The organism is Flavobacterium collinsii (genome assembly GCF_946903285.1).
Classification (GTDB): domain Bacteria; phylum Bacteroidota; class Bacteroidia; order Flavobacteriales; family Flavobacteriaceae; genus Flavobacterium; species Flavobacterium collinsii.
This window is the reverse complement of sequence record NZ_OX336425.1, coordinates 703,384-723,042: the sequence shown is the minus strand read 5'-3', so window position 1 is coordinate 723,042 and position 19,659 is coordinate 703,384. Positions and strand designations below refer to the sequence as shown.

The following is a 19,659-nucleotide window of genomic DNA, read 5'->3' as shown; positions in this document are numbered from 1 at the left end:
ACTTTCTAAATAAATACTAAAAGCCATTCTTAATTGAATGGCTTTTTTTATTTTTATCAAATGATAAACACTTCCTTTCTCGGAAAAATAGCGACTGTTATAATTCAGGATTATTCGGCTAAACTTGCTGAAACAACCATTATTTTACCTAATAAAAGAGCGAAAGTTTTTTTAATCGAAGCCCTGAAAAATGAGACTAAGAAAACGATACTCTCTCCTGAAATTATTAGTATCGAAGATTTTGTGCAAGATGTAGCGTCGATCAGGTCGGTTGATTCAATTGAACTTTTGTTTGAGTTTTATGAAGTTTATCTTTCTGTAACCGAAAAACAACAGCAGCAGTCCTTTGAATTGTTTGCCAATTGGGCGAAAACACTGCTGCAGGATTTTAACGAAATCGATCGTTATCTTTTAGATCCTTCCCATGTTTTGTCTTACTTGAGCGATATTGAAGATATCAAAAAATGGGGGATTGAGGTTGAAAATAAAACCAAACTTTTAGAAAATTATATTGATTTCTGGAAACTTCTTCCGTTGTATTATGATTCGTTGTACAATCATTTGCTTAATAAATCAATTGGCTATCAGGGACTGATTTATCGTGAGGCGGTAAACAACCTTAATCACTTTTCGAATACAGTTTCAAAACGAAGTTTTATTTTTGCGGGATTTAATGCTTTAAATGCAGCTGAAGAAAAAATTGTTCAGCATCTTTTGGCTTTAGGCCAAGCTAAAATTTATTGGGATGTCGATCAGACTTTTCTGAACGATCCTTATCATGATGCGGGACTCTTTGTCAGACGTTTTAAAGAAAATTGGAAACATTATAAAGCTAACCCGTTTGAGTGGATTGTAGATGATTTTTCGCAGTCTAAAAACATTCAGATAATTGGTACACCCAAAACTATTGGTCAGGCAAAATTGGCGGGTAGTATTATCGAAAATATTATTACAGAGAACCCAGCAACTGCTCTTGATAAAGTGGCTATTGTGCTTGGTGAGGAAAATTTGCTGATGCCAATTTTATATTCGCTGCCTTCTTCGGTTGGAAGTTTGAATATTACGATGGGATATTCCGGAAAGAACAACCCGTCGCAGATATTAATTGCAAAATTGTTCAGAATGCACACTAATGCGCTTTCGCGTAAAGGGGAAAGTTATGTTTTTTATTATAAAGATATACTTGATATCCTGACGCATCCGTTGGTTGAACCGTATGCGAATGCCGGTAATTTAGTGCGGATTATCAAGGAGAATAATTACACTTTTATTACGCATAACCGGGTTTTGGAACTTAATCTAAATCCGTCTCCATTGTTTAAATTGCTTTTCCAAAAGTGGGAAAGCGGATCGATTGCTGTTCTTGAAAATGTTTCTGCACTTTTACTTCTGATAAAAGAGAATTTTAGCAATGACAATGAAGAGGAAAAAATTGCCAAGGCTTTTGTTTATGCGGTTTTTAAAGTAATTAATAAGCTGATTAATTATTATACAAAACACAATCATATCGACAATATAGATACTTTGCATGCGATCTATAAACAAATTATCGATGTTGCAGAAGTTTCGTTTGAAGGGGAGCCTTTGCGTGGTTTGCAGATTATGGGTGTCCTTGAAAGCCGTGTGCTGGATTTTGATACCGTAATCGTAACGTCTATGAATGAAGGGAAATTCCCGGCCGGGAAATCTCAAAATTCATTTATTCCTTATGACGTTAAAAACGAATTAGGTTTGCCAACTTTTAAAGAGAAAGACGCTATTTATACCTACCACTTTTATCATTTATTGCAGAGGGCTAAAAACATCTATTTGATTTATAATACCGAAAATGACGGACTGGATGCCGGAGAACGTAGCCGTTTCATCACGCAGCTGGAAGTAGAAAAACAACACAAACACAATTTGACTTTTGATATCTATAACCCGGTTTTACCAACAACGGCTTATCAGCCAATGGTGGTCCCGAAATCCGAGGCTGTAATGGATCGTTTAAAAGAAATTGCACTCGCGGGTTTTTCGCCTTCGGCTTTGACGAGTTACATTCGAAATCCGATTGACTTTTATTTTCAAAAAATACTTCGAATTCGAGAGGTTGAAGAGGTAGAGGAGAACATCGCTTTGAATACCCTTGGTACCATAATTCATGAAACATTAAAGACTTTATACGAACCTTTTATCGGAAAGTTTATCTCGGAAGCGGATCTTGAAAATTGCTTCAAATTACTGGATGATGAAGTCTTAAAACAATTTAAACTGGTCTATAAAGAAGGAGAAATTAAAAAAGGACGTAATCTTTTGGCCTTTGAAGTAGCAAAACGAAACGTCTCCAATTTTTTAAAAATGGAACTGGAGTCTCTTAAGAATGGTGATGCCGTTAAGATCATTGCATTAGAAGAAACATACGAACGTGAGTTGCATCATCCGGATCTGCCATTTCCGGTTTTGATTAAAGGAAATGTGGATCGAATTGAATTGCGCAACGGTAAAATCAGAATTATTGATTATAAGACCGGAAAAGTTGAAAAGACGAACGTTATCCTTAAATCCTGGAACGGATTGACTCAGGAGCTTAAAAATGATAAAATTATTCAGGTTTTGGCCTATGCGTTCATGTTTGAAAAGGAAGCGGGTGATATTCCGATTGAAGTTGGGATTATATCTTTTAAAAATCTAAAATCAGGATTTTTGCCTTTTGGATTTAAAGAAGATAAGGAATTGAATGTTACCGTTACGAATGAGATCTTAAACAGCTATCTGGAAGAGATTGTGGTGTTGCTAAAAGAAATCTTTAATATGGATATTCCTTTTGAAGAAAAGATAGATTAAACCATCGAACTATTAATGGTTAACTTATTGAATTTTCTTCTTGAAACCGGATGCCCTAGCCCTGATGGAAGCGGTATCCTTTTTAGGCAATCATGAAGTTTTTTGGTTTAGCATAAATCTTCTGCCTAAAAAGATATAGCGGACAGCAGGAAATAGCTCCTGGTTAAACTTCTTAGAGACTTAGGGTTTTAGAAGCTGGATATTTAGATTTTCCTGATTTATTCGAAAAAACCTAATAATATGGTTTTGAGTTCTTCTTTGTTTTCAATATGGCTCATGTGACCGTCTTCAAAAGAAACCAATTCAGCTGTAGTGTCATTGATTTGGGTGATGCTTTCTTCATAATTTAAAACAGGGTCTTTTTTGCCTAGAATCAATAAGACCGGAAACAAATTCTGATGAAGGAGTGCTGCTCTGTCTTTTCTAATTTTCATCCCTTCCAAAGAAGCAACAATTCCTTGTAACGGAGTTTTTAGGGCTTGAATTTTGACTTTCTCAATTTCGTCTTGTAATAGGATTCGATTGTTTTCGCTAAACAAGTTGCCAATGGCAAGGCTTACGAATGTTATGTAGTTTTGTTTGACCGCTTTGATTGCACGTGTTCGGTTGATTTTTTTCTCAGCACTGTCTTCTCTTGAAGTAGAATTCAGTAAAACGAGTTTTCGGATACTTTTTGGGAATAATTCGGCGAAAGCCAAACCTACGTAACCTCCCATCGAATGTCCAACGATTGTAGCTTTCTCAATTTTTAAGTGATTTAGAACTTCGTGAACAGCATTGGCATTGTCTTCCATTGCATGTACATATCCCAAAGAATCCGACTCGCCGTGTCCCAGTAAATCGATCGTAATGATGCGATGTTTTTCGGAGAAAAAATCAACATAGTCTTTCCACATTTTTTTGTTTTCCAGAAAGCCGTGAAGTAAAACAATTGCATTTCCAGTTCCCGAATCTGAGTATGATATTTTGGTATTTTTGTATAAAAGCGTTTTCAAAATGAACTTTTTTTGTTGTCAGGCACAAAGTTAAGAAAGCTGAAGTAAAATATCGAGATGTCTTGATTTAATTGGGAAATCTTTAAAACGGGAATAAATTTATTTATAGCAAAATAGGGTTTGTGAACGAATTAAAAATGGCTTCCATTTCTGAAAGCCATTACAAATTAAAATCGGTTATCACCATCTAAAAGATTTCCTAATCCGCCAAGAAGACTGCCTTCTTCGCGGCTGTTTCCGCCAGATTTTGGTGCAGATGCAATAATGCGGTCAGCCAGTCTCGAGAAAGGCAATGATTGTATGTAAACCGTTCCGGGACCTTTTAATGTGGCATAAAATAATCCTTCGCCACCAAAAATAGAATTCTTAATTCCGCCAATAAATTCAATATCATAATCTACATCTTTGGTAAAACCAATGATGCATCCGGTATCTACTTTTAGGACTTCGCCTGGCCCCAATACTTTTTTAGCCATTGTTCCGCCCGAATGTACAAATGCCATTCCGTCTCCTTCGATTTTCTGCATAATAAAGCCTTCACCGCCAAATAAACCACGTCCAAGTTTCTGAGAAAATTCTATTCCGACAGAAACACCTTTAGCAGCGCATAAAAACGAGCTTTTTTGGCAGATAAATTTGCCTTGAAATTCTGTTAAATCAATTGGAAGGATTTTTCCAGGATATGGCGACGCAAATGAAACTTTGCTTTTGCTATTGCCTTGGTTTAAAAATGCTGTCATAAATAAACTTTCGCCGGTAAGAACTCTTTTACCTGCGTTTAAAAGTTTGCCAAACAAACCTGAGCCTTGTTGTTGAGAACCGTCTCCAAATATCGTTTCCATCTGGATATTGTTTTCCATCATCATGAAACTGCCGGCTTCGGCAATTACAATTTCCTGCGGGTCCAGTTCTATTTCAACATATTGCATTTCTTCACCAAAAATCTGATAATCTATTTCGTGTGCTTGCATAATTTCTTAATTTATTTGTTTTTAAAATTAGACTAATAATGCCGTAGAATGTTACACTCTTTAGTGAGTTACCGTTGTTTTTAAGAACATTAAATGATTTTGTTATTTTAAATTAGTCTTAATTATGTTTTTTATTGCTTTAAATTCTATATTTTTGCAACGTTATTATATTTTATCAGAATGGCGTTAGTTAGTGATTTGACCACCAAAGTTTTATTTGAAACCGAAAAAGGATACAGTTATCAATGTGATTTGACCAATAGTATAATTATCAATTTTGTAGATACAGTGTCAAGTTACAAAATTCATGATTTTTTGATTTTTCAAAGAAAGGTTAATAGCGTTGACATTCTTAATATGCTTTATGACTTATCTGACCGGTCAGACGCACAATTGATTGAAACCACCAAAAGAAATTTTTCCAGAAATCTTACTATCTGTGAAATAGTGCAGTTAAGAGATTTATTAAACGGAACTAAATTTACCCTCACTTTACATTCTATGCTTTGTAACATTGTAAACGTAGAGCTTATTTAGATTCTTACTTAGATCAAATCCAAATTTTCAAGCAGTTAGAGGAGCCTTCTTTAATTTTTGTAATTTTACAGATATAAAAATTAGAGGATATGAAAGATTTATTAAGAACACGTACTTCATTAGTTGAAAGTGTAGAAAATATATTAAACTTACAAGCAAAATTAGAAAGTGACGCTTCTAACAAATATTTAGCTATGGCTGCATGGTTAGATAGAAATGGTTATGCTAATACAGCATCTTATTTGTACAAACAAGCCGAAGAAGAAAGAGAGCATTTCCTAAAAGTTTTCAAATATATTACAGATATGGGAGGGATTGCCATTACGCCGTCTATTCCAGAAGTGCAGCAGGAATTTGCTTCTTTGAGAGAAGTATTTGAAATTGCTTTGCAGAATGAAATTGCAGTTACACAAGCAGTGAATAAAGTAATTGCAAAATGTAGAGCTGAAAATGACTATGCTACAGAAGATTTTATGATGTGGTATGTTGCTGAGCAGAGAGAAGAAGAGAAAAACGCAAGAAGAGCTTTAGAGCTTTTTGAGTTGATTGATGAAAGTGAAGCTGCCGGCAAATTCCAGTTGGATGTGCAAATCGCAAAAATCGCATAATAGTTGATTTATAAAATTGAAAAAGCCCTTAATAAAATTTATTAAGGGCTTTTTTCTTATCTATTCATTCATCAAACTCTCAATCTCGTCAGCTTCAATCGGAATGTTACGCATTAGGTTAAAAGGCTCTCCTTTTTCCTGTACCACAACGTTGTCTTCTAAACGAATTCCGAATCCTTCTGCCGGAATGTAGATTCCCGGTTCAACGGTAAAAACCATATTGGCTTTCATTGGTTCGTGAAGTAATCCGTAATCGTGCGTGTCCAGTCCCATGTGGTGAGATGTTCCGTGCATAAAATATTTTTTGTAGGCTGGCCATTCCGGATTTTCGTTCTGAACATCGGCTTTGTCGATCAAACCTAGACCAAGTAATTCAGAGGTCATGATTTTACCCACTTCAACATGGTATTGCTTCCAAAGAGTTCCCGGAGTCAACATTTTTGTAGCTTCGTTTTTTACTCTCAAAACGGCATTGTAAACTGCTTTTTGTCTTTCGGTATATCTTCCTGAAACCGGAATTGTACGTGATAAATCGCTCGAGTAGTTGGCGTATTCGGCAGCAACATCCAGTAAAATTAAATCTCCGTCTTTACATTGCTGATTGTTTTCGATATAATGCAAAACATTAGCATTGTTTCCTGAAGCAATAATTGGCGTGTAAGCAAAACCTTTAGAACGGTTGCGAATGAATTCGTGAATTAATTCGGCTTCGATTTCGTATTCGGTAACATTTGGTTTTACAAATGATAATAATCTGCGGAAACCTTTTTCGGTAATATCACAAGCCTGCTGAATCAAATCAAGTTCTTCACTTTCTTTTACAGAACGAAGGCGTTGTAAAATCGGGTTGCTTTTTGCTACATTGTGTGCCGGATAATGTTCTTTCCACCATTTTACAAAACGAGCTTCACGGGTTTCTGTCTCCACTGTAGCGCGGTAATGTTCGTTGGTGTTGATGTACATCGTATCGGCATACGTCATCATTTCGTTCAAAATCTTATGAAAATCCTGTAACCAATACACCGTTCTGATTCCTGAAACCTGAAAAGCACGTTCTTTAGTCAGTTTTTCACCTTCCCAGATTGCAATGTGTTCGCTGGTTTCTTTTAGGAAAAGAATTTCTTTTTGACTCTCGTAAGGAGCATCGGGAAACAAAAGCAAAATACTTTCTTCCTGATCTACACCGCTCAGATAAAAAATATCTCTGTGTTGTGCAAATGGCAAAGTACTGTCGGCACTAACAGGGTAAATGTCATTGGAATTAAAAACGGCAACTGAATTAGGTTTCATTTCTGCCGTGAATTTTTTGCGGTTTTTTACAAAAAGAGCGCTGTTTATTTGGTGATATTTCATAATAATTCGGTTTTTGAACTTCGAATTTCAAAATTACGTTTTTTCAGCAAACAGCATGAAATTGATTTCTTAAAGTTTTATTATTTGTTTTTGTGTTATTCTGAGCGAAGTTGAGGGATAACCGCAAAGGGCGCTAGGGTTTACGCAAAGTACGCTAGTTTTTTTCTCGCGAAGTTGCAAAGTAATCGCAATCTTGTCATTCTGAGGAACGAAGAATCACACTAGTAACTCGATAGAGATTGGCGGTTTTGTTTCACGCAGATTTCGCAGGTTTTTTCTTTTTACAATTAGTCTTAGCCACAGTTTTGTCATCTCGACGCAGGAGAGATCGCATTAGAAACTCCGCAATAGAGGTCGTCAATCTTTGCCGATTGGCGTATGTGATTTCTCCTTCGTCGAAATGACAACATTGAGAAAATAGCAGCAACTTAGAATTTCAATATTGGCGTGCCCCTACGGGTCGGGCTTTCGGCTATATCTTTTATTCCGTTTCACTTCATAAAAGGATACCGCCTCTATCCCTCACGCGAATTCGTTTTTTAAGAAACGGAAAAATATTAAATTGTTCTATTTAATAAGACAGCACATTAATCTGATCGCTCGGATTTGTGATTATAAGTTTTCGAGATTTTTAAAACTGGCTGAAAGCCCAAAAGCAACAACGTAGTGCAGCGCACTACAAACTAAACGAACAGTAAGTATTACCCTGAAAGGGTAAAAGCACTTATGAAGTAAGTTAAATAAACAAGATGTATGATCTTAAGAATGTTTTCTTTGAGATTAGGCTTTCGCCCTTTCAGGGCTTATATGCCAATGTGTTTTTTCCCGATGGCACTTTGTACCATCCTATTGCTAAAGCTCTTTCAGAGCGTTTTTTGAAATTTACCGTTTTCAGTCAATGTACTGATAAGAAATCTTTTAAAATCATTTTAATCTGGGGTATAAAAAAACCGAAGCCTCTAAAACTTCGGTTTTTCTATAAGTATATAATTCGGGCTTATTTTTGCTTTAGTAAATTTTCTAACAGAGTCACTTTCTCTCTTTCAGCTTCAACCAAACGTTCGTAAAGCTTTTTATTCTCTTCGTAAGATTCAAGAAGTTTGTCTAACGGGTTAAAAGTGCAATTATTATTTTTTATAGAAGAAGCATCATTATGATAAGTGTTTCCAATAATATTAAAAACAGCGTCTTCTGTAAAATTTTTTATCACTTCAGCCGGTACACCTAAAGCTTCAGCGATTTTTTTAAGTTTTTCGTCATCAACGCTTTCGCTTCCTTCAATAATAGAGATCGATTGCTGGGTTGTGCCAATTGCTTGTGCAAGGGCTTCCTGTTTCATATCTCTCAGTTCTCTAATTCGGCTAATATTTCGACCGATATGTTTAGGTTTTGGTGCTGTGCTCATAGCTCAAAGATATTTAATTTTTTTTTACATTTTTTGGTTTTGGTCGAAAACAAGTATTCACTTGTGGGATACATTTTGTAAATTGTTTTCCAATGTTGTAAAAATACAACTTTTCTTACTTGTTTTGATTTTAAAGAAATGACAGTATTGCGTAATATTGTATAATCTAGCATAAAAACAACTGCCCAATAAAAAATAAAATGCATCATTTAGGTTTCAAATTAATTACAATCAAAGAAGTTAAATCGCAATATCCAACTTTAATCGATCGAGAAGGTTTCGATTATTTTGATGAATGGGAAGAGGAGGATTTCTTTTTGGTTGCACCCGAAAGTGTAAATTTTGAAGGCAATTTTTATTTGGACCTTTATGAGGATAAAGAGAAAAAATGGCTTGCCAATGTATTAAATCTTCCCTTAAAAGAAATGGGAGATCTTAGAATCGAAGGAGTTTTAATAAATGGAAATCTTTCTGTTAGCGGAACAATTATAAATGCCGAAGGCGATTACGGTCCTTATGTTTTTATTAAAGGAGACGTAAGTTGTCAAAGCATGTTGTTGGGAGGTTCGTATGTCGAAATTGAAGGCAACGTTATTGCGAAAGAAGTAGTAATGACTTCTTATAATCACGGTAATTTTAAATGTTCGGGCTGTATTGAAGCTCCGGTTTTTATAGTGGAGGATCATTATACCACAGTTGCGGATCGTAAAAATGACTTGTTTTATTATAATGATAAAACAGACGACATGGATCCTGAAAATGAATCCGAATATGATGAGGACAGTGACGAAGAAGTTATTTCAGCCAAATTGCGAAAACACCTTAATAATCCTCTAATAACCACTTTTGAAGAATTGAAAAGAGAGTTGGAGGAGGGTGAGTTGGTTTTAAAAGAAAGTAATCCGTTGCCTAAAAACCAGGAATATTGGCAAAAGAGAGTTTCGTCCAATTACAGAGATTTAAAAATAGTTCCGCTTCAATTTAAGACGAGAGGATTGTGCGATATTGCACTGAATATCACCCATCATGCGTTACCGTTTGTGGACAAAGATTTTATTACGTCTGAAATTTGCGAGAAATTAGTCGGTAAGGATGGTTTTGCACTTCAGGTAATTCCCGATCAATTTATAACCGAAGAACTTTGCTGGAAAGCAGCTCAAAGTGGGACATTGGTTTCATTGATTCCCGGGCGTTTTTATTCGGAAGAATTAATTATTACAACTTTTAAAAAAGGTAAACACGAACCGAACATTAATGATGTTCCTTCTGAATTTATCACCGATAGTTTACTTGAAGCATATGTGAAAATTGGTAAAGGATTGTGGCTCGACAAGATTTGCAAAGAAAACGGAAAGGATAAATTATCTATTTTAAAAAGTGTAATTGATTCCGGAATACAGCATCTTGACGCTATTTTTGGGAATCACTTTAGTAAAGAAGTTGTTGATTATGCGGCATCTCTTTATAATAATGGAGAAAATAAACCGAAATGGGATAGCTATGTTCAAAAATATAAGGTTAAATTCGGGCGTCTTGGATTAAACTAATTTCTTTAATCAGGCTTTAAATATAAAATAAAACAGATTATGATTGATAGAGAAAGAATAATTAAGAATTACGTTGAAGGTTACAATCAATTCGATATTGATAAAATGACAACTGACTTTAGTCGGGATATTGTTTTTGAAAACATTCAGAACGGTGAAGTAAATATGACTTTAAACGGACTAAATGAATTTAAAGAACAAGCCGAAAATGCAAAAGCCTACTTTTCCACCAGATCACAAGTAATTACTGTATTGAATCATTTTGAGTCTAAAACAGAGATTGAAATTGATTACCATGCTGTTTTGGCGATGGATTTTCCTAACGGAATGAAAGCGGGAGAAGAATTAAACTTGAAGGGGAAATCTGTTTTTGAATTTTTAGATAATAAGATTTTAAAATTGAGTGATATTAGCTAATTATAAAACTGGAGAAAAGAATTCAAGAGATTAGATTTATATTATGGACAATGAAAAGCTAAGAACACTAAGAAATAAAATTTCAATTCCATTAAACCAGGCTATTAGACTTCTTAAAAAAAATAATAATGACATTGAATTGTGTGAGCAGGAATTTCATAATGATAATATCAAGATAATAAGTATAAAAACAGAGTGTGATTATGATGTTGCAAAAGAGAATTATGAGTTATGTAATTACGATGTTGTAAAAACAGTCGAAAGAATTAATCAAAAACCAATTATCATAACAACAGGAAAAGCAACAGATTCTAAAATAGGCTTTGTTTTATGGCCCGAAAATGGAAAAGGTGAATTCTATAAAACTGCTAAGCGAAATGATGCTTTTATTCCAACAGAAGATTTTGATCTTTTTTGAAAGAGTTTCAATCTGTTTTCCCCTTGCGAAATCCGTGGAATGATGTAATTGAAGATGAATTTGATAAAACGGGTCATAATTTTTTTGACCATAAAACGATTAGATTGATTGTTGAAAAAATAAAACTTATAGAAAATGAAAATGAAAAGGAGAATGCTTTTTTATTGGAAACAATAAATTGGTTAAACGATAAGTTAGTTTATGCTGAATATATTGTGGTTTACGGTAATTTATAGAAGACGATGGAATCAAATATTAAAATCAGAAAAGTAGAAAAACAGGATTTAGATTTTGTTTACCAAGCTATAAACGAACTTGAAAATGAAATTTTAGATTTTGAAGTTTTTAAGGAAATATTCGAAGAAAACATTTCAAATAAAAAGAATGTTTATCTAATTGCCGAAAATGAAACAGAAGGGTTAGGTTTTATTAGCTTTCACACCCAAAATCTTTTGCATCATTGCGGTTTGGTAGGCGAAATTCAGGAGTTTTTTATTCATCAAAATTATCGCGGGAAAGGCATTGGGAGGCAATTAATAAATGAGATTTTGCAGTATGCCGATCGGAACAATTTGAAAAGTATTGAAGTAACCACAAATAAAAGACGAGTAGAAAATGTACTGATTTACGAAAATCTTGGCTTTGGGTTAACGCATAACAAGTTTACGATTTATAAGTAACGGAAAAAATGGGACATAGTTGTTCTCTAGTTAAATGAAACAATTGAATACATCTCTAAAACACAATCTAATAGTAGGTTTACTTCTTGCCTTATGGATTTTTGTTTTTGCTTTTATCATAAGACCATTCGATGATGGAACATTGAATTTAAGGACCTGGTTTTTAATGAGCATCGGTTTTAGTGTAACAGCATTGATATGTTACGGTATTCTTGCTATTGTCCAGAGGAGACTTTATCAAAAAATATCAAAATGGAATACTGGTCTTGAAGTAGCAAGTCTTATCTTTTTTTATCTGATCTATTTCATTGCGGTTTATGGATATTACAAAAGCCCGATTTTAAACGGAGGCTATCGTTTTGCGGAGTTCTTCACTATAATATTTATCAAAGTTGCTTTAGTTTTAACTCCCGTAATCGTTCTGGCCAGAAGATATTTGCTTAAACTGATTCCGGTAAAAGAAGATCTTTTAGTTATTAAAGGTGAAAACAAATTAGACATTTTAAAAATCAAAACAAGCGATTTGGTTTGCATCTCTAATGCGCAAAACTACGTGGAGATTTTTTATACCGAAAATGATCAGCTACGTTCAAAATTGATTCGCACTTCGCTCAAAAAACTTCAGGACGATTTTGCTTTTTTAGTTCAAATACACCGTTCACATTTGATAAATCCACTGCATTTTAAATCGTGGCGAGATCAAAATACGATTGTTTTAACCCAAATTGAACTTCCGGTTTCTAAGAGTTTTAAAGAAAATTTACTGGCTTTCTAAATTTCGTACCTAAAACGATATGTTTTGTACCTAAGTCAGTAAATTAGGCAATTAAGCGGGTTTTTCGTTTTAGTTTTGCTTTCTCAATTTTTAAAATAAATTATGAAAACAAAACACTTTTGCTTCCTTGGATTGCTATTTTTCGGGATCAGTTATTTACTATTTTCTAAAGTTTTACCGGACATTCAAAGTTCAATCGATTTTGCACATTGGTTCAATCTTATTGGAGCTTGTTTTTTAATAGCATTTAATGATGTTTTTCCTAAAAACAAGTTGAATGCCGTTGCTTCTTTTATAACAACTTTGGGGGTTATTGCACACATTGGTCTTTGTACGATTGATTTTATAATGTCGAGTTTTGGAGATAACGATGCCGCGAGAGAAGCTTTAAGCATTCATATTAGTAATACACCCTTGATTTTATATCCGTTTATTATTGTTGGGCCCTCATTGCTTTTTATAGGTTTGGCGATCCATGCTTTAAGCTTTATAAAAACTCATTTGATCTTTGTATTAATGGTTGTTTTTGCTGCGCCTGCAGTTGGTTTTTCATTCTTCGTCTTAAGAAATGGCGTTTATATGATGTTGAGTTGTATTGTTTTTCTAGTAGGATTAGGTTTGCTTCTTTATAGAAAAGAGACCCCGGAAGCAAATACAGTAGAAGTCAATTGAGAAATAGTCTTCTAGTAGATTAGAACTTTTGTTTTAATTCATATCTTCGCTTTCATCTTGTATAAAAATGAGGATAGAAAAAGCAAATACAACCGATAGTGAAATTCTAACACAAATAACCAAGAAGTCAAAAGCTTATTGGGGATATTCGGCAGAGCAAATTCAAAAGTGGGAGGTGAGCCTTACTATTTCTCAAGATTATATAAGGGAGCATGATGTATTCAAATTGGTAAAGGATAACGTAATAATTGGTTATTATTCTTATCTTTTTGAAGATGGAAAGAATGTAAAAATGGATAATTTATTTATCTTGCCTGAATATATAGGGAAAGGTTTTGGTAAATACCTGTTTCTCGATTTTTTAAACCGAATGAAAGAAGCTGAAATTCAAACCATTCAACTCGATTCAGAGCCAAATGCTGAAGGTTTTTATTCAAAAATGGGATTTGTGAAAATAGGAGCATTCGAAACCGCAATAAAAGACAGGTTTATGCCCGTTATGGAAATGAAATTATAATAAATCAAACCAAAATTGAAAAACTATACAAAATACCTACTTTCGCTCTTTCTGGCTTTTGTCGTGATTGCGAGTGATGGTACTTTAGTTTCTCCCTCAAAATCGGCAGATTATTACCAATCTTCATTTGTGATTTTGAGACGAGAATTAGATTTTTCTAGTTCCCGATTATACAAGTTTGCAAAATCAACTTCCCGAACAAAAACAATGTTTTCGATTGTTCTTGATTATCTTTCTAATAAAGATGTTTTAAGTTTTCAAATTCGGGTAATTCAAGATTTACAAATATTTCTTTTTCAGAAATTAAGTTCATTTATAAAACAATCTGTTTTTGTAAATGAAACAATTCATTCCGGTAATTTCAAAACAAGTTTATACATAGCTTAATTTTTTGGGCTTTTATGCGCTTCAACGCATACGATGATAAAATAATGTCTAATCATTTATCATTTTTAAAATGTATAAACACAATAATCAAACACGTTTAGAGCAATCTAAGCGACCACTTCATTGGATAAAAAGAAAATTTATAGTAATACTAACTGCTTTTATGCTGGGAATGTCACATGGAATGAATGTGCATGACGAAGCTCTTAAAGGAAGTCAAAACTATACAGAACAGCATAAAAAGGATTAATTATTGATTCCCTAGTATTTGCCTAAAAGACCGTCTGTTTTCTTGAAAAAAATAAAAAGAAAACAGACGGTAAATGTTAATTTTTTTAATAGTTTTGGACAAATTCCTACGTAACTCCTAACCCAATTTATGAATAAAAAAACTAAGTTTTTTAAAAACGTATTATTACTTCAGTTTATCCCCGTTTTTTTATTAGGTGTTTTTATACTCTCTAATCCGAAAAGTCAAAAAGTAATCAGAATTAGAGAAATTCATCCTTATGAGTTTAATTATGGTTATGCTGTTCCATTATTCGTTTTTGGTATTGGTTTGGTTCTTGCGCTTTTTAGTTTGTTTTCAAAACGGGAAGATGTCTTGGTTGATGAATCAGAAATTTTGAAAATAAAACGCAGACAGAATTTCTGGAAATTTGCCTTTTATTGTAATGTTTTTACTTTGTTATTCATTGCAGTTGTATCAGTAGGTGTTTTTCGACAAGATTCATTTGTAATTGATCAGCCTGTTCTTTTCTATAGTTTGATTTTTTTAAGATGCTTAGTTGTTTTGTTATTAAGTTTAGTGGTGGCTTCTTTTTTTCTCGCATCTGGAATTTACTGGAAATCAAATAAAACATTGGCCTCTATTATTCTGATATTTGGTTTTTTTATAATTATTGTTGCTTTTGTTTTTGATGTTGTTTTTATAAGGCAATTCATAAATAATTCTGAGAATTATGTGAGGCATAAAAATGAAAAAAGAGTTTTGGTAAATGAAGGGGAAGATTCTGAAGAATATTCAGAAAGTGAGGATAGTTATGAGGGCGAATATGGTGAACAAGGAAAAGAAAGTAATTACGAAGAAAGTGAAGAAAGTGAAGAAAACCAGGAAAGTGACTATGAATCAAGTGAAGAAGTAAAAAAACTACAGGTTCTGGTATTGGATAAGTCAACGGTTGTTGATTCATGGAACGCAATGAGGGATGATTTTTTCGTAAAAAAAATCGGAAATTCATTTGACTTAGTGGGACTTAGGATGTATGTGTATAGTGTTCTTGCAGGACAAACATATGATAATGATTATCGTGTGATTAATTTTATTTCGCATCTAAAAGACAACCCCGTGCATCTTTATGGTGGGCTTCAAAGTTATAAGTGGATTCTTTTTAGTACCGTTTCGAAAGAAACATATCGTAGTAATCAGTTTGATCAAGTCGTTGATGCGTTGTTATTTACGTATCACGATGTAGGTGAAGATACTGGAAAACTAGATCTAATTTACGAGATTATGCAAAACAATATAGATTCTGATGAAAATAATATTGGAAAATTTTTATCGGAAATTAAAAAGGTTTGTTCTCCTTACGTAATAAAAGAGCTTAAAAAAAATAAAGGTTTTTATAAGTCCAATTCAGATATTGTGTGGTTTTACAGTTTTTGGGCAAGAAGAAATAAGGAAGGTAATAAAGATGTGGTTTATAAGGTTTTGAGAGAAATACGAGTACATTATATTTAAATTTTAAAATGATAAAATCTTATAAAATAATTTTAATTGTTCAGTTTTTTGTATTAACTGTATTTGGTTTTGTGCTTTATAATATAGAGTATGGTATTGCTTTTGCGGTTATTTCAAAATTGATTTTACTTTTAATCGGTTTCTTTCTTTTGATGATATTGGGTATTTCGATCCTCATTCAGCGTTTGATAATTTCTATTTTACAGTCCGATTCAGAGGTTGAAGATTTAGAAAACAGCAACGAAGATAAATTCTGGCGTATTTCTTTTTTTGCGAATCTGGTTGTTGGTACCATAGTGTTTCTGTCTTCTGTTATTTGTGTGATAGTGGATTTTGAAATAGGTATAAAAGGCTATTCCGGTTTCGGATTACGATTTTCTATTTTTTTGGGAATTCTGTTTATCGCGAGCTTGGTTATAGGGCTTTTTTTAAGGATAAAAGATTCGGTTAATGAAGTAAGCGGACTTCTTGGTGGTTTAATGATACTTCTTTCGGTTCTTATTTTTGGAAGTTCTTTATATTTTGGATTGAATCAATTAATTTCACCACAGTATTCCTCAAGTGAAATAATTAAAGCGATTCCTTTTGTTCCGGAAGTTGATGAAACCGAAGTAGCTCAGGATAGTGCTTATGCAGCTATAGATAGTACTATGATTGATAGTTCAGCTACATTTGGGCAGGATGAAATCACTGATGAAGAATTATCAGATGAGGAAGAGGATGATTATTACGGGTTTAAAAAAATGAAACCAACTGGTGTAAAATCGACAGGGTTTTTTAAGGAATATTTTGACAGAAGTTATACCGATACCAAAGTGCGAAATCTAATCCAGTATTTTCTGGCAGATTTCTTAAATTTAAAAAAAGGAGAGTATTATATCAGTACAAAAAATGTAATCGACACGGAATCTCAGATTGCTGAATATTCAGAAATAAAACATGTGGGTAAAGTATTGAGAGTTGATAATGAAGCTCTTGCAAAATCATTTAAAAGTTACAGCCCTATTATTTATTCTTTGTTGTCTAAGAAAATTTACGTTGAATCAAATTTAAAACAGCTTGTAGATGTGTTGATTGCTAGCAGAGATGATGTTTCTAATACAGATGATGGCTCTAAAGCAATGGATAAAGTTTATAACATGATGATTTCCAGGACGAATAGGGATTCTCCAACCGATTGCTATCGAAAGATTGCACCTTACATTTCCAATAGTACCTTAGCCTTATTAAAGAAGAAAGCCTATGCAATCGGAGGAAGTAGTGAGGAAGCTGCAGCGATAATAGTTTATAGTTTTTGGGCTAGAAGATATCATGATGGGAATGATACTGTAGTTTATGATATTTTGAAGGAAATAAAAAAACACTACGGTGAAAGGGAATAAAAATTCCAATAAAAAACCGAAGCAGTTTGCTTCGGTTTTTTATTGGAATTTAAAAAGTTTGGAATTTTACTTAATCTATCCATTTATAATATCTCGCCCCAATCAAATTTGGGATTTCTTTTTCGATTCGGTCTAGAATCCATTCGTTTTTTGGAGTTCTGACGCTTTGTTTTTGTTCTTTTTTATGAAGGCCTTCGTAAGTGTTGAAATCAATTTCTGTGCTTTCTTCCAGATTTTCAAAAAGCTTCACGTTTTCCAGTGCAGCTTTCCATTCCGGCTGGATTGTACCTTCAAAAACTTTCGATTTCGATCCGCTTCCGTAAGCTAAGAATCCGAATTTAGTTCCTGCAACTTCTTGTTTTGTATCGTAAGAATGAGCCAAAGTTGATAACAATCCCATGAAAATAGAACCCGTATAAAGGTTCCCAATTAAAGACGAAGCTAATTCAGCAGGTTGTAATTTCCCGGTTACAAAATTTCTGTACTCATCAGATTTTGCGACTTCTTTGATTTTGTTTTGGTAATCTGCAGGTTCGATGTTTTCTGAAATGATTTTTTCGGCACTGTCTAAAGCGTAAATTTCAGATAACATGCGTCGTCCTTGAAACGAATAGGGAAGATGCATGATAATGCTATTCCAGGAATTGTATAAAGTTTCAGTTGTATTCTTTAATTTCTTAAATGAAAAATAAGCAGCTCTCGTACGATCCATATAACATTGATTCGAATACTGACCATCAAAAACAGGCTGGTCTTTATGGATTTCGATCTCGGCTTCTAAATTATCAAACCACGAGTCGTTGTTTATGTTTTTTGTAATCGCTTCTTTTGAAATGCTTCGGTAGGGTTTGAAAAAATCAAAGACTCCTTTTGTACTTGTCGCCCAATTGTTATCAAAAGCAATGATTCTCGGGTTCGAAGTCACTAACATTGCTAATGCTCCGGCGCCTTGTGTGTATTCTCCGGTAGAGTTTAAATCGTATTTGGCAAAGTCGGTTGTTACGACAATTGCTTTCTTGGCCGGATTCAGTTTTACAAAATCAATACAGTTTTGCAAAGCGTCAACACCACCAATACAGGCAAAAGTAAAATCGACTACATCACATTCTGCCAAAGTATCCTCGCCGAATTTTTGCTCTATCAAACTAATTAAGAACGAACTAATAGGCTTCGAACTGTCGATGGCGCTTTCGGTACCCACATAGATCCTGCTAATTTCGGTTAGATTGATATTGTGGTCAAGAATAAGTTTGGTTAAAGCATTGGCTCCAAAAACCACCGCGTCCTGATGAACGTCAGGTAAAGTCATTTTAATTAGTCCGAGGCCTTTTTCTAGTTTTTCAGGTTCTATATTTCTGGCAAGAGCCAAAGTTTTTATGGGCAAATGTATGTTGGCTACATCAAAAGAAATAGCGTCAATTCCTGTTTTCATTATCATTTTTTTTGAAGCGGATAAAGGTAAAATTATGCTCTTAAAATTCGGTTGTTTTAATTCAATAAAATTGAGCATCGCTTTATTTTTGAGGAAAACAGCTCAAAAAGGGGCAAAAAATAGCAATTTGGTAATTACATAAAAATTAAGAATTCGTTAAAATGGCTTGTGAAAAATTTCTATTTTCTTGTTTTTAAATAATTTGCAATAATATCGGGGAAAGCTCTTTAAAATCATTATAAATAACAGCGAAATGGTTGTAGTTGATGTCTAATTGCTTTATTTTTGTCTAATTTTTTAAAACAAACTACTTTAACACTTATGGCACAATCTGCACTATTGAATGCTTCCATCTTAAAGAAAGTGGCTATGGCTCTTTCGGGAATATTCTTAATCACGTTTTTAGCGCTGCATGTTTCCTTAAATTTTATTTCTATTATTAGTGAAGACGTTTTTAACGAAGCTTCTCACTTTATGGGATACAATCCGCTGATTCAATATGTAATGCAACCTGTTTTGGCAATCGGAGTAATTTTCCATTTCGTAATGGGATTTGTATTGACTGCTCAAAATAGCGCGGCAAGACCAATTGCTTATGCAAAATACAACGGAGCTGCTAATGCTTCATGGACTTCTAGAAATATGATTATTTCGGGGTTGGTTATTTTGGCTTTCTTAGGATTGCATTTCTATGATTTTTGGTTTCCTGAAGTTACTTACAAGTATATTGCAGGTACAGCACCAGATGCAACAAGATATTATGGAGAGCTAGTGCATAAGTTTCATGATCCAATTCGTACAGGTATTTATTGTATATCATTTGTGTTGTTAGGGTTTCACCTTTGGCACGGATTCAGTTCATCTCTTCAATCTGTAGGGATGCACAATAAGTATTCTCGATTCTTAAGTAAAGTTGGTTATGGATTTGCGGTTGTAGTACCGGCACTTTTCGTTATCATCGCATTATTTCATCATTTCAATAATTAATATCAATTA

The 19,659-nt window shown here is 33.7% G+C and carries 20 protein-coding genes; 15 read left to right on the top strand and 5 right to left on the bottom strand.

The genetic code is table 11. From position 1 onward, the window contains the following. Positions 1-60: 60 nt before the first annotated feature. Complete coding sequence (locus OGZ34_RS03315; RefSeq protein WP_263362130.1) at positions 61-2,826, top strand: PD-(D/E)XK nuclease family protein; 2,766 nt, start codon at positions 61-63, stop codon at positions 2,824-2,826. Positions 2,827-3,044: 218 nt separating this feature from the next. Here the strand turns inward: OGZ34_RS03315 and OGZ34_RS03310 are convergent, their stop codons facing one another. Further along, complete coding sequence (locus OGZ34_RS03310; protein ID WP_263362129.1) at positions 3,045-3,821, bottom strand: alpha/beta fold hydrolase; 777 nt, start codon at positions 3,819-3,821, stop codon at positions 3,045-3,047. Positions 3,822-3,988: 167 nt separating this feature from the next. Continuing rightward, positions 3,989-4,792, bottom strand: a complete 804-nt coding sequence (locus OGZ34_RS03305; RefSeq protein WP_263362128.1) for a TIGR00266 family protein — start codon at positions 4,790-4,792, stop codon at positions 3,989-3,991. A gap of 180 nt (positions 4,793-4,972) precedes the next feature. On the opposite strand from OGZ34_RS03305, the gene OGZ34_RS03300 reads away from it, so the two are divergent. Together OGZ34_RS03300 and OGZ34_RS03295 are read left to right on the top strand one after the other, a co-directional pair. Beyond that, a complete protein-coding gene (locus OGZ34_RS03300; RefSeq protein ID WP_017497689.1) occupies positions 4,973-5,329 on the top strand; it encodes a hypothetical protein in 357 nt (118 codons plus the stop codon). Positions 5,330-5,418: 89 nt separating this feature from the next. Beyond that, a complete protein-coding gene (locus OGZ34_RS03295; RefSeq protein WP_263362127.1) occupies positions 5,419-5,937 on the top strand; it encodes a ferritin in 519 nt (172 codons plus the stop codon). A 60-nt stretch (positions 5,938-5,997) separates the two neighbouring features. On the opposite strand, the gene OGZ34_RS03290 is transcribed toward OGZ34_RS03295, so the two are convergent. Both OGZ34_RS03290 and OGZ34_RS03285 read right to left on the bottom strand, forming a co-directional pair. Continuing rightward, positions 5,998-7,290: an aminopeptidase P family protein gene (locus OGZ34_RS03290; RefSeq protein ID WP_173965028.1), complete on the bottom strand. Its 1,293-nt coding sequence runs from the start codon at positions 7,288-7,290 to the stop codon at positions 5,998-6,000. 997 nt (positions 7,291-8,287) lie between these two features. After that, positions 8,288-8,695 (bottom strand): helix-turn-helix domain-containing protein, encoded by a 408-nt coding sequence (locus OGZ34_RS03285; protein WP_263362126.1) that lies wholly within the window; start codon positions 8,693-8,695, stop codon positions 8,288-8,290. 200 nt (positions 8,696-8,895) lie between these two features. Here OGZ34_RS03285 and OGZ34_RS03280 point away from each other — a divergent pair, with 200 nt between their 5' ends. The 11 genes from OGZ34_RS03280 to OGZ34_RS03225 all read left to right on the top strand — a co-directional run bounded on the left by OGZ34_RS03280 (position 8,896) and on the right by OGZ34_RS03225 (position 17,231). Next, on the top strand, positions 8,896-10,242 hold the full coding sequence (locus OGZ34_RS03280) for a polymer-forming cytoskeletal protein (protein WP_263362125.1): 1,347 nt from the start codon (positions 8,896-8,898) through the stop codon (positions 10,240-10,242). 39 nt (positions 10,243-10,281) lie between these two features. Next, the gene (locus OGZ34_RS03275) at positions 10,282-10,659 is read left to right on the top strand and encodes a nuclear transport factor 2-like protein (RefSeq protein WP_263362124.1); all 378 of its coding nucleotides are present in this window, start codon (positions 10,282-10,284) and stop codon (positions 10,657-10,659) included. A 43-nt stretch (positions 10,660-10,702) separates the two neighbouring features. After that, a complete protein-coding gene (locus tag OGZ34_RS03270; RefSeq protein ID WP_263362123.1) occupies positions 10,703-11,077 on the top strand; it encodes a hypothetical protein in 375 nt (124 codons plus the stop codon). Then, positions 11,074-11,313, top strand: a complete 240-nt coding sequence (locus OGZ34_RS03265) for a hypothetical protein (RefSeq protein WP_263362122.1) — start codon at positions 11,074-11,076, stop codon at positions 11,311-11,313. Before OGZ34_RS03270 ends, OGZ34_RS03265 begins: the two co-directional genes overlap by 4 nt. 6 nt (positions 11,314-11,319) lie before the next feature. Continuing rightward, entirely contained in the window at positions 11,320-11,757 is a 438-nt protein-coding gene (locus OGZ34_RS03260) for a GNAT family N-acetyltransferase (RefSeq protein ID WP_263362121.1), read from the top strand. 34 nt (positions 11,758-11,791) lie between these two features. Continuing rightward, positions 11,792-12,532: a LytTR family DNA-binding domain-containing protein gene (locus tag OGZ34_RS03255; RefSeq protein WP_263362120.1), complete on the top strand. Its 741-nt coding sequence runs from the start codon at positions 11,792-11,794 to the stop codon at positions 12,530-12,532. A 102-nt stretch (positions 12,533-12,634) separates the two neighbouring features. Next, on the top strand, positions 12,635-13,204 hold the full coding sequence (locus tag OGZ34_RS03250) for a hypothetical protein (RefSeq protein WP_263362119.1): 570 nt from the start codon (positions 12,635-12,637) through the stop codon (positions 13,202-13,204). Positions 13,205-13,271: 67 nt separating this feature from the next. Next, the gene (locus tag OGZ34_RS03245) at positions 13,272-13,721 is read left to right on the top strand and encodes a GNAT family N-acetyltransferase (RefSeq protein ID WP_263362118.1); all 450 of its coding nucleotides are present in this window, start codon (positions 13,272-13,274) and stop codon (positions 13,719-13,721) included. A gap of 15 nt (positions 13,722-13,736) precedes the next feature. Next, entirely contained in the window at positions 13,737-14,108 is a 372-nt protein-coding gene (locus OGZ34_RS03240) for a hypothetical protein (RefSeq protein ID WP_263362117.1), read from the top strand. 379 nt (positions 14,109-14,487) lie between these two features. Then, positions 14,488-15,849, top strand: a complete 1,362-nt coding sequence (locus OGZ34_RS03230; protein ID WP_263362115.1) for a hypothetical protein — start codon at positions 14,488-14,490, stop codon at positions 15,847-15,849. Between the two features lie 8 nt (positions 15,850-15,857). Further along, positions 15,858-17,231 (top strand): hypothetical protein, encoded by a 1,374-nt coding sequence (locus tag OGZ34_RS03225; protein ID WP_263362114.1) that lies wholly within the window; start codon positions 15,858-15,860, stop codon positions 17,229-17,231. 70 nt (positions 17,232-17,301) lie between these two features. Here the strand turns inward: OGZ34_RS03225 and OGZ34_RS03220 are convergent, their stop codons facing one another. Then, positions 17,302-18,663 (bottom strand): hydroxymethylglutaryl-CoA synthase family protein, encoded by a 1,362-nt coding sequence (locus OGZ34_RS03220; protein WP_263362113.1) that lies wholly within the window; start codon positions 18,661-18,663, stop codon positions 17,302-17,304. Positions 18,664-18,984: 321 nt separating this feature from the next. Between OGZ34_RS03220 and OGZ34_RS03215 the strand changes: the two genes are divergently transcribed. Continuing rightward, positions 18,985-19,650 (top strand): succinate dehydrogenase cytochrome b subunit, encoded by a 666-nt coding sequence (locus OGZ34_RS03215; protein ID WP_017497708.1) that lies wholly within the window; start codon positions 18,985-18,987, stop codon positions 19,648-19,650. Positions 19,651-19,659 lie beyond the last annotated feature (9 nt).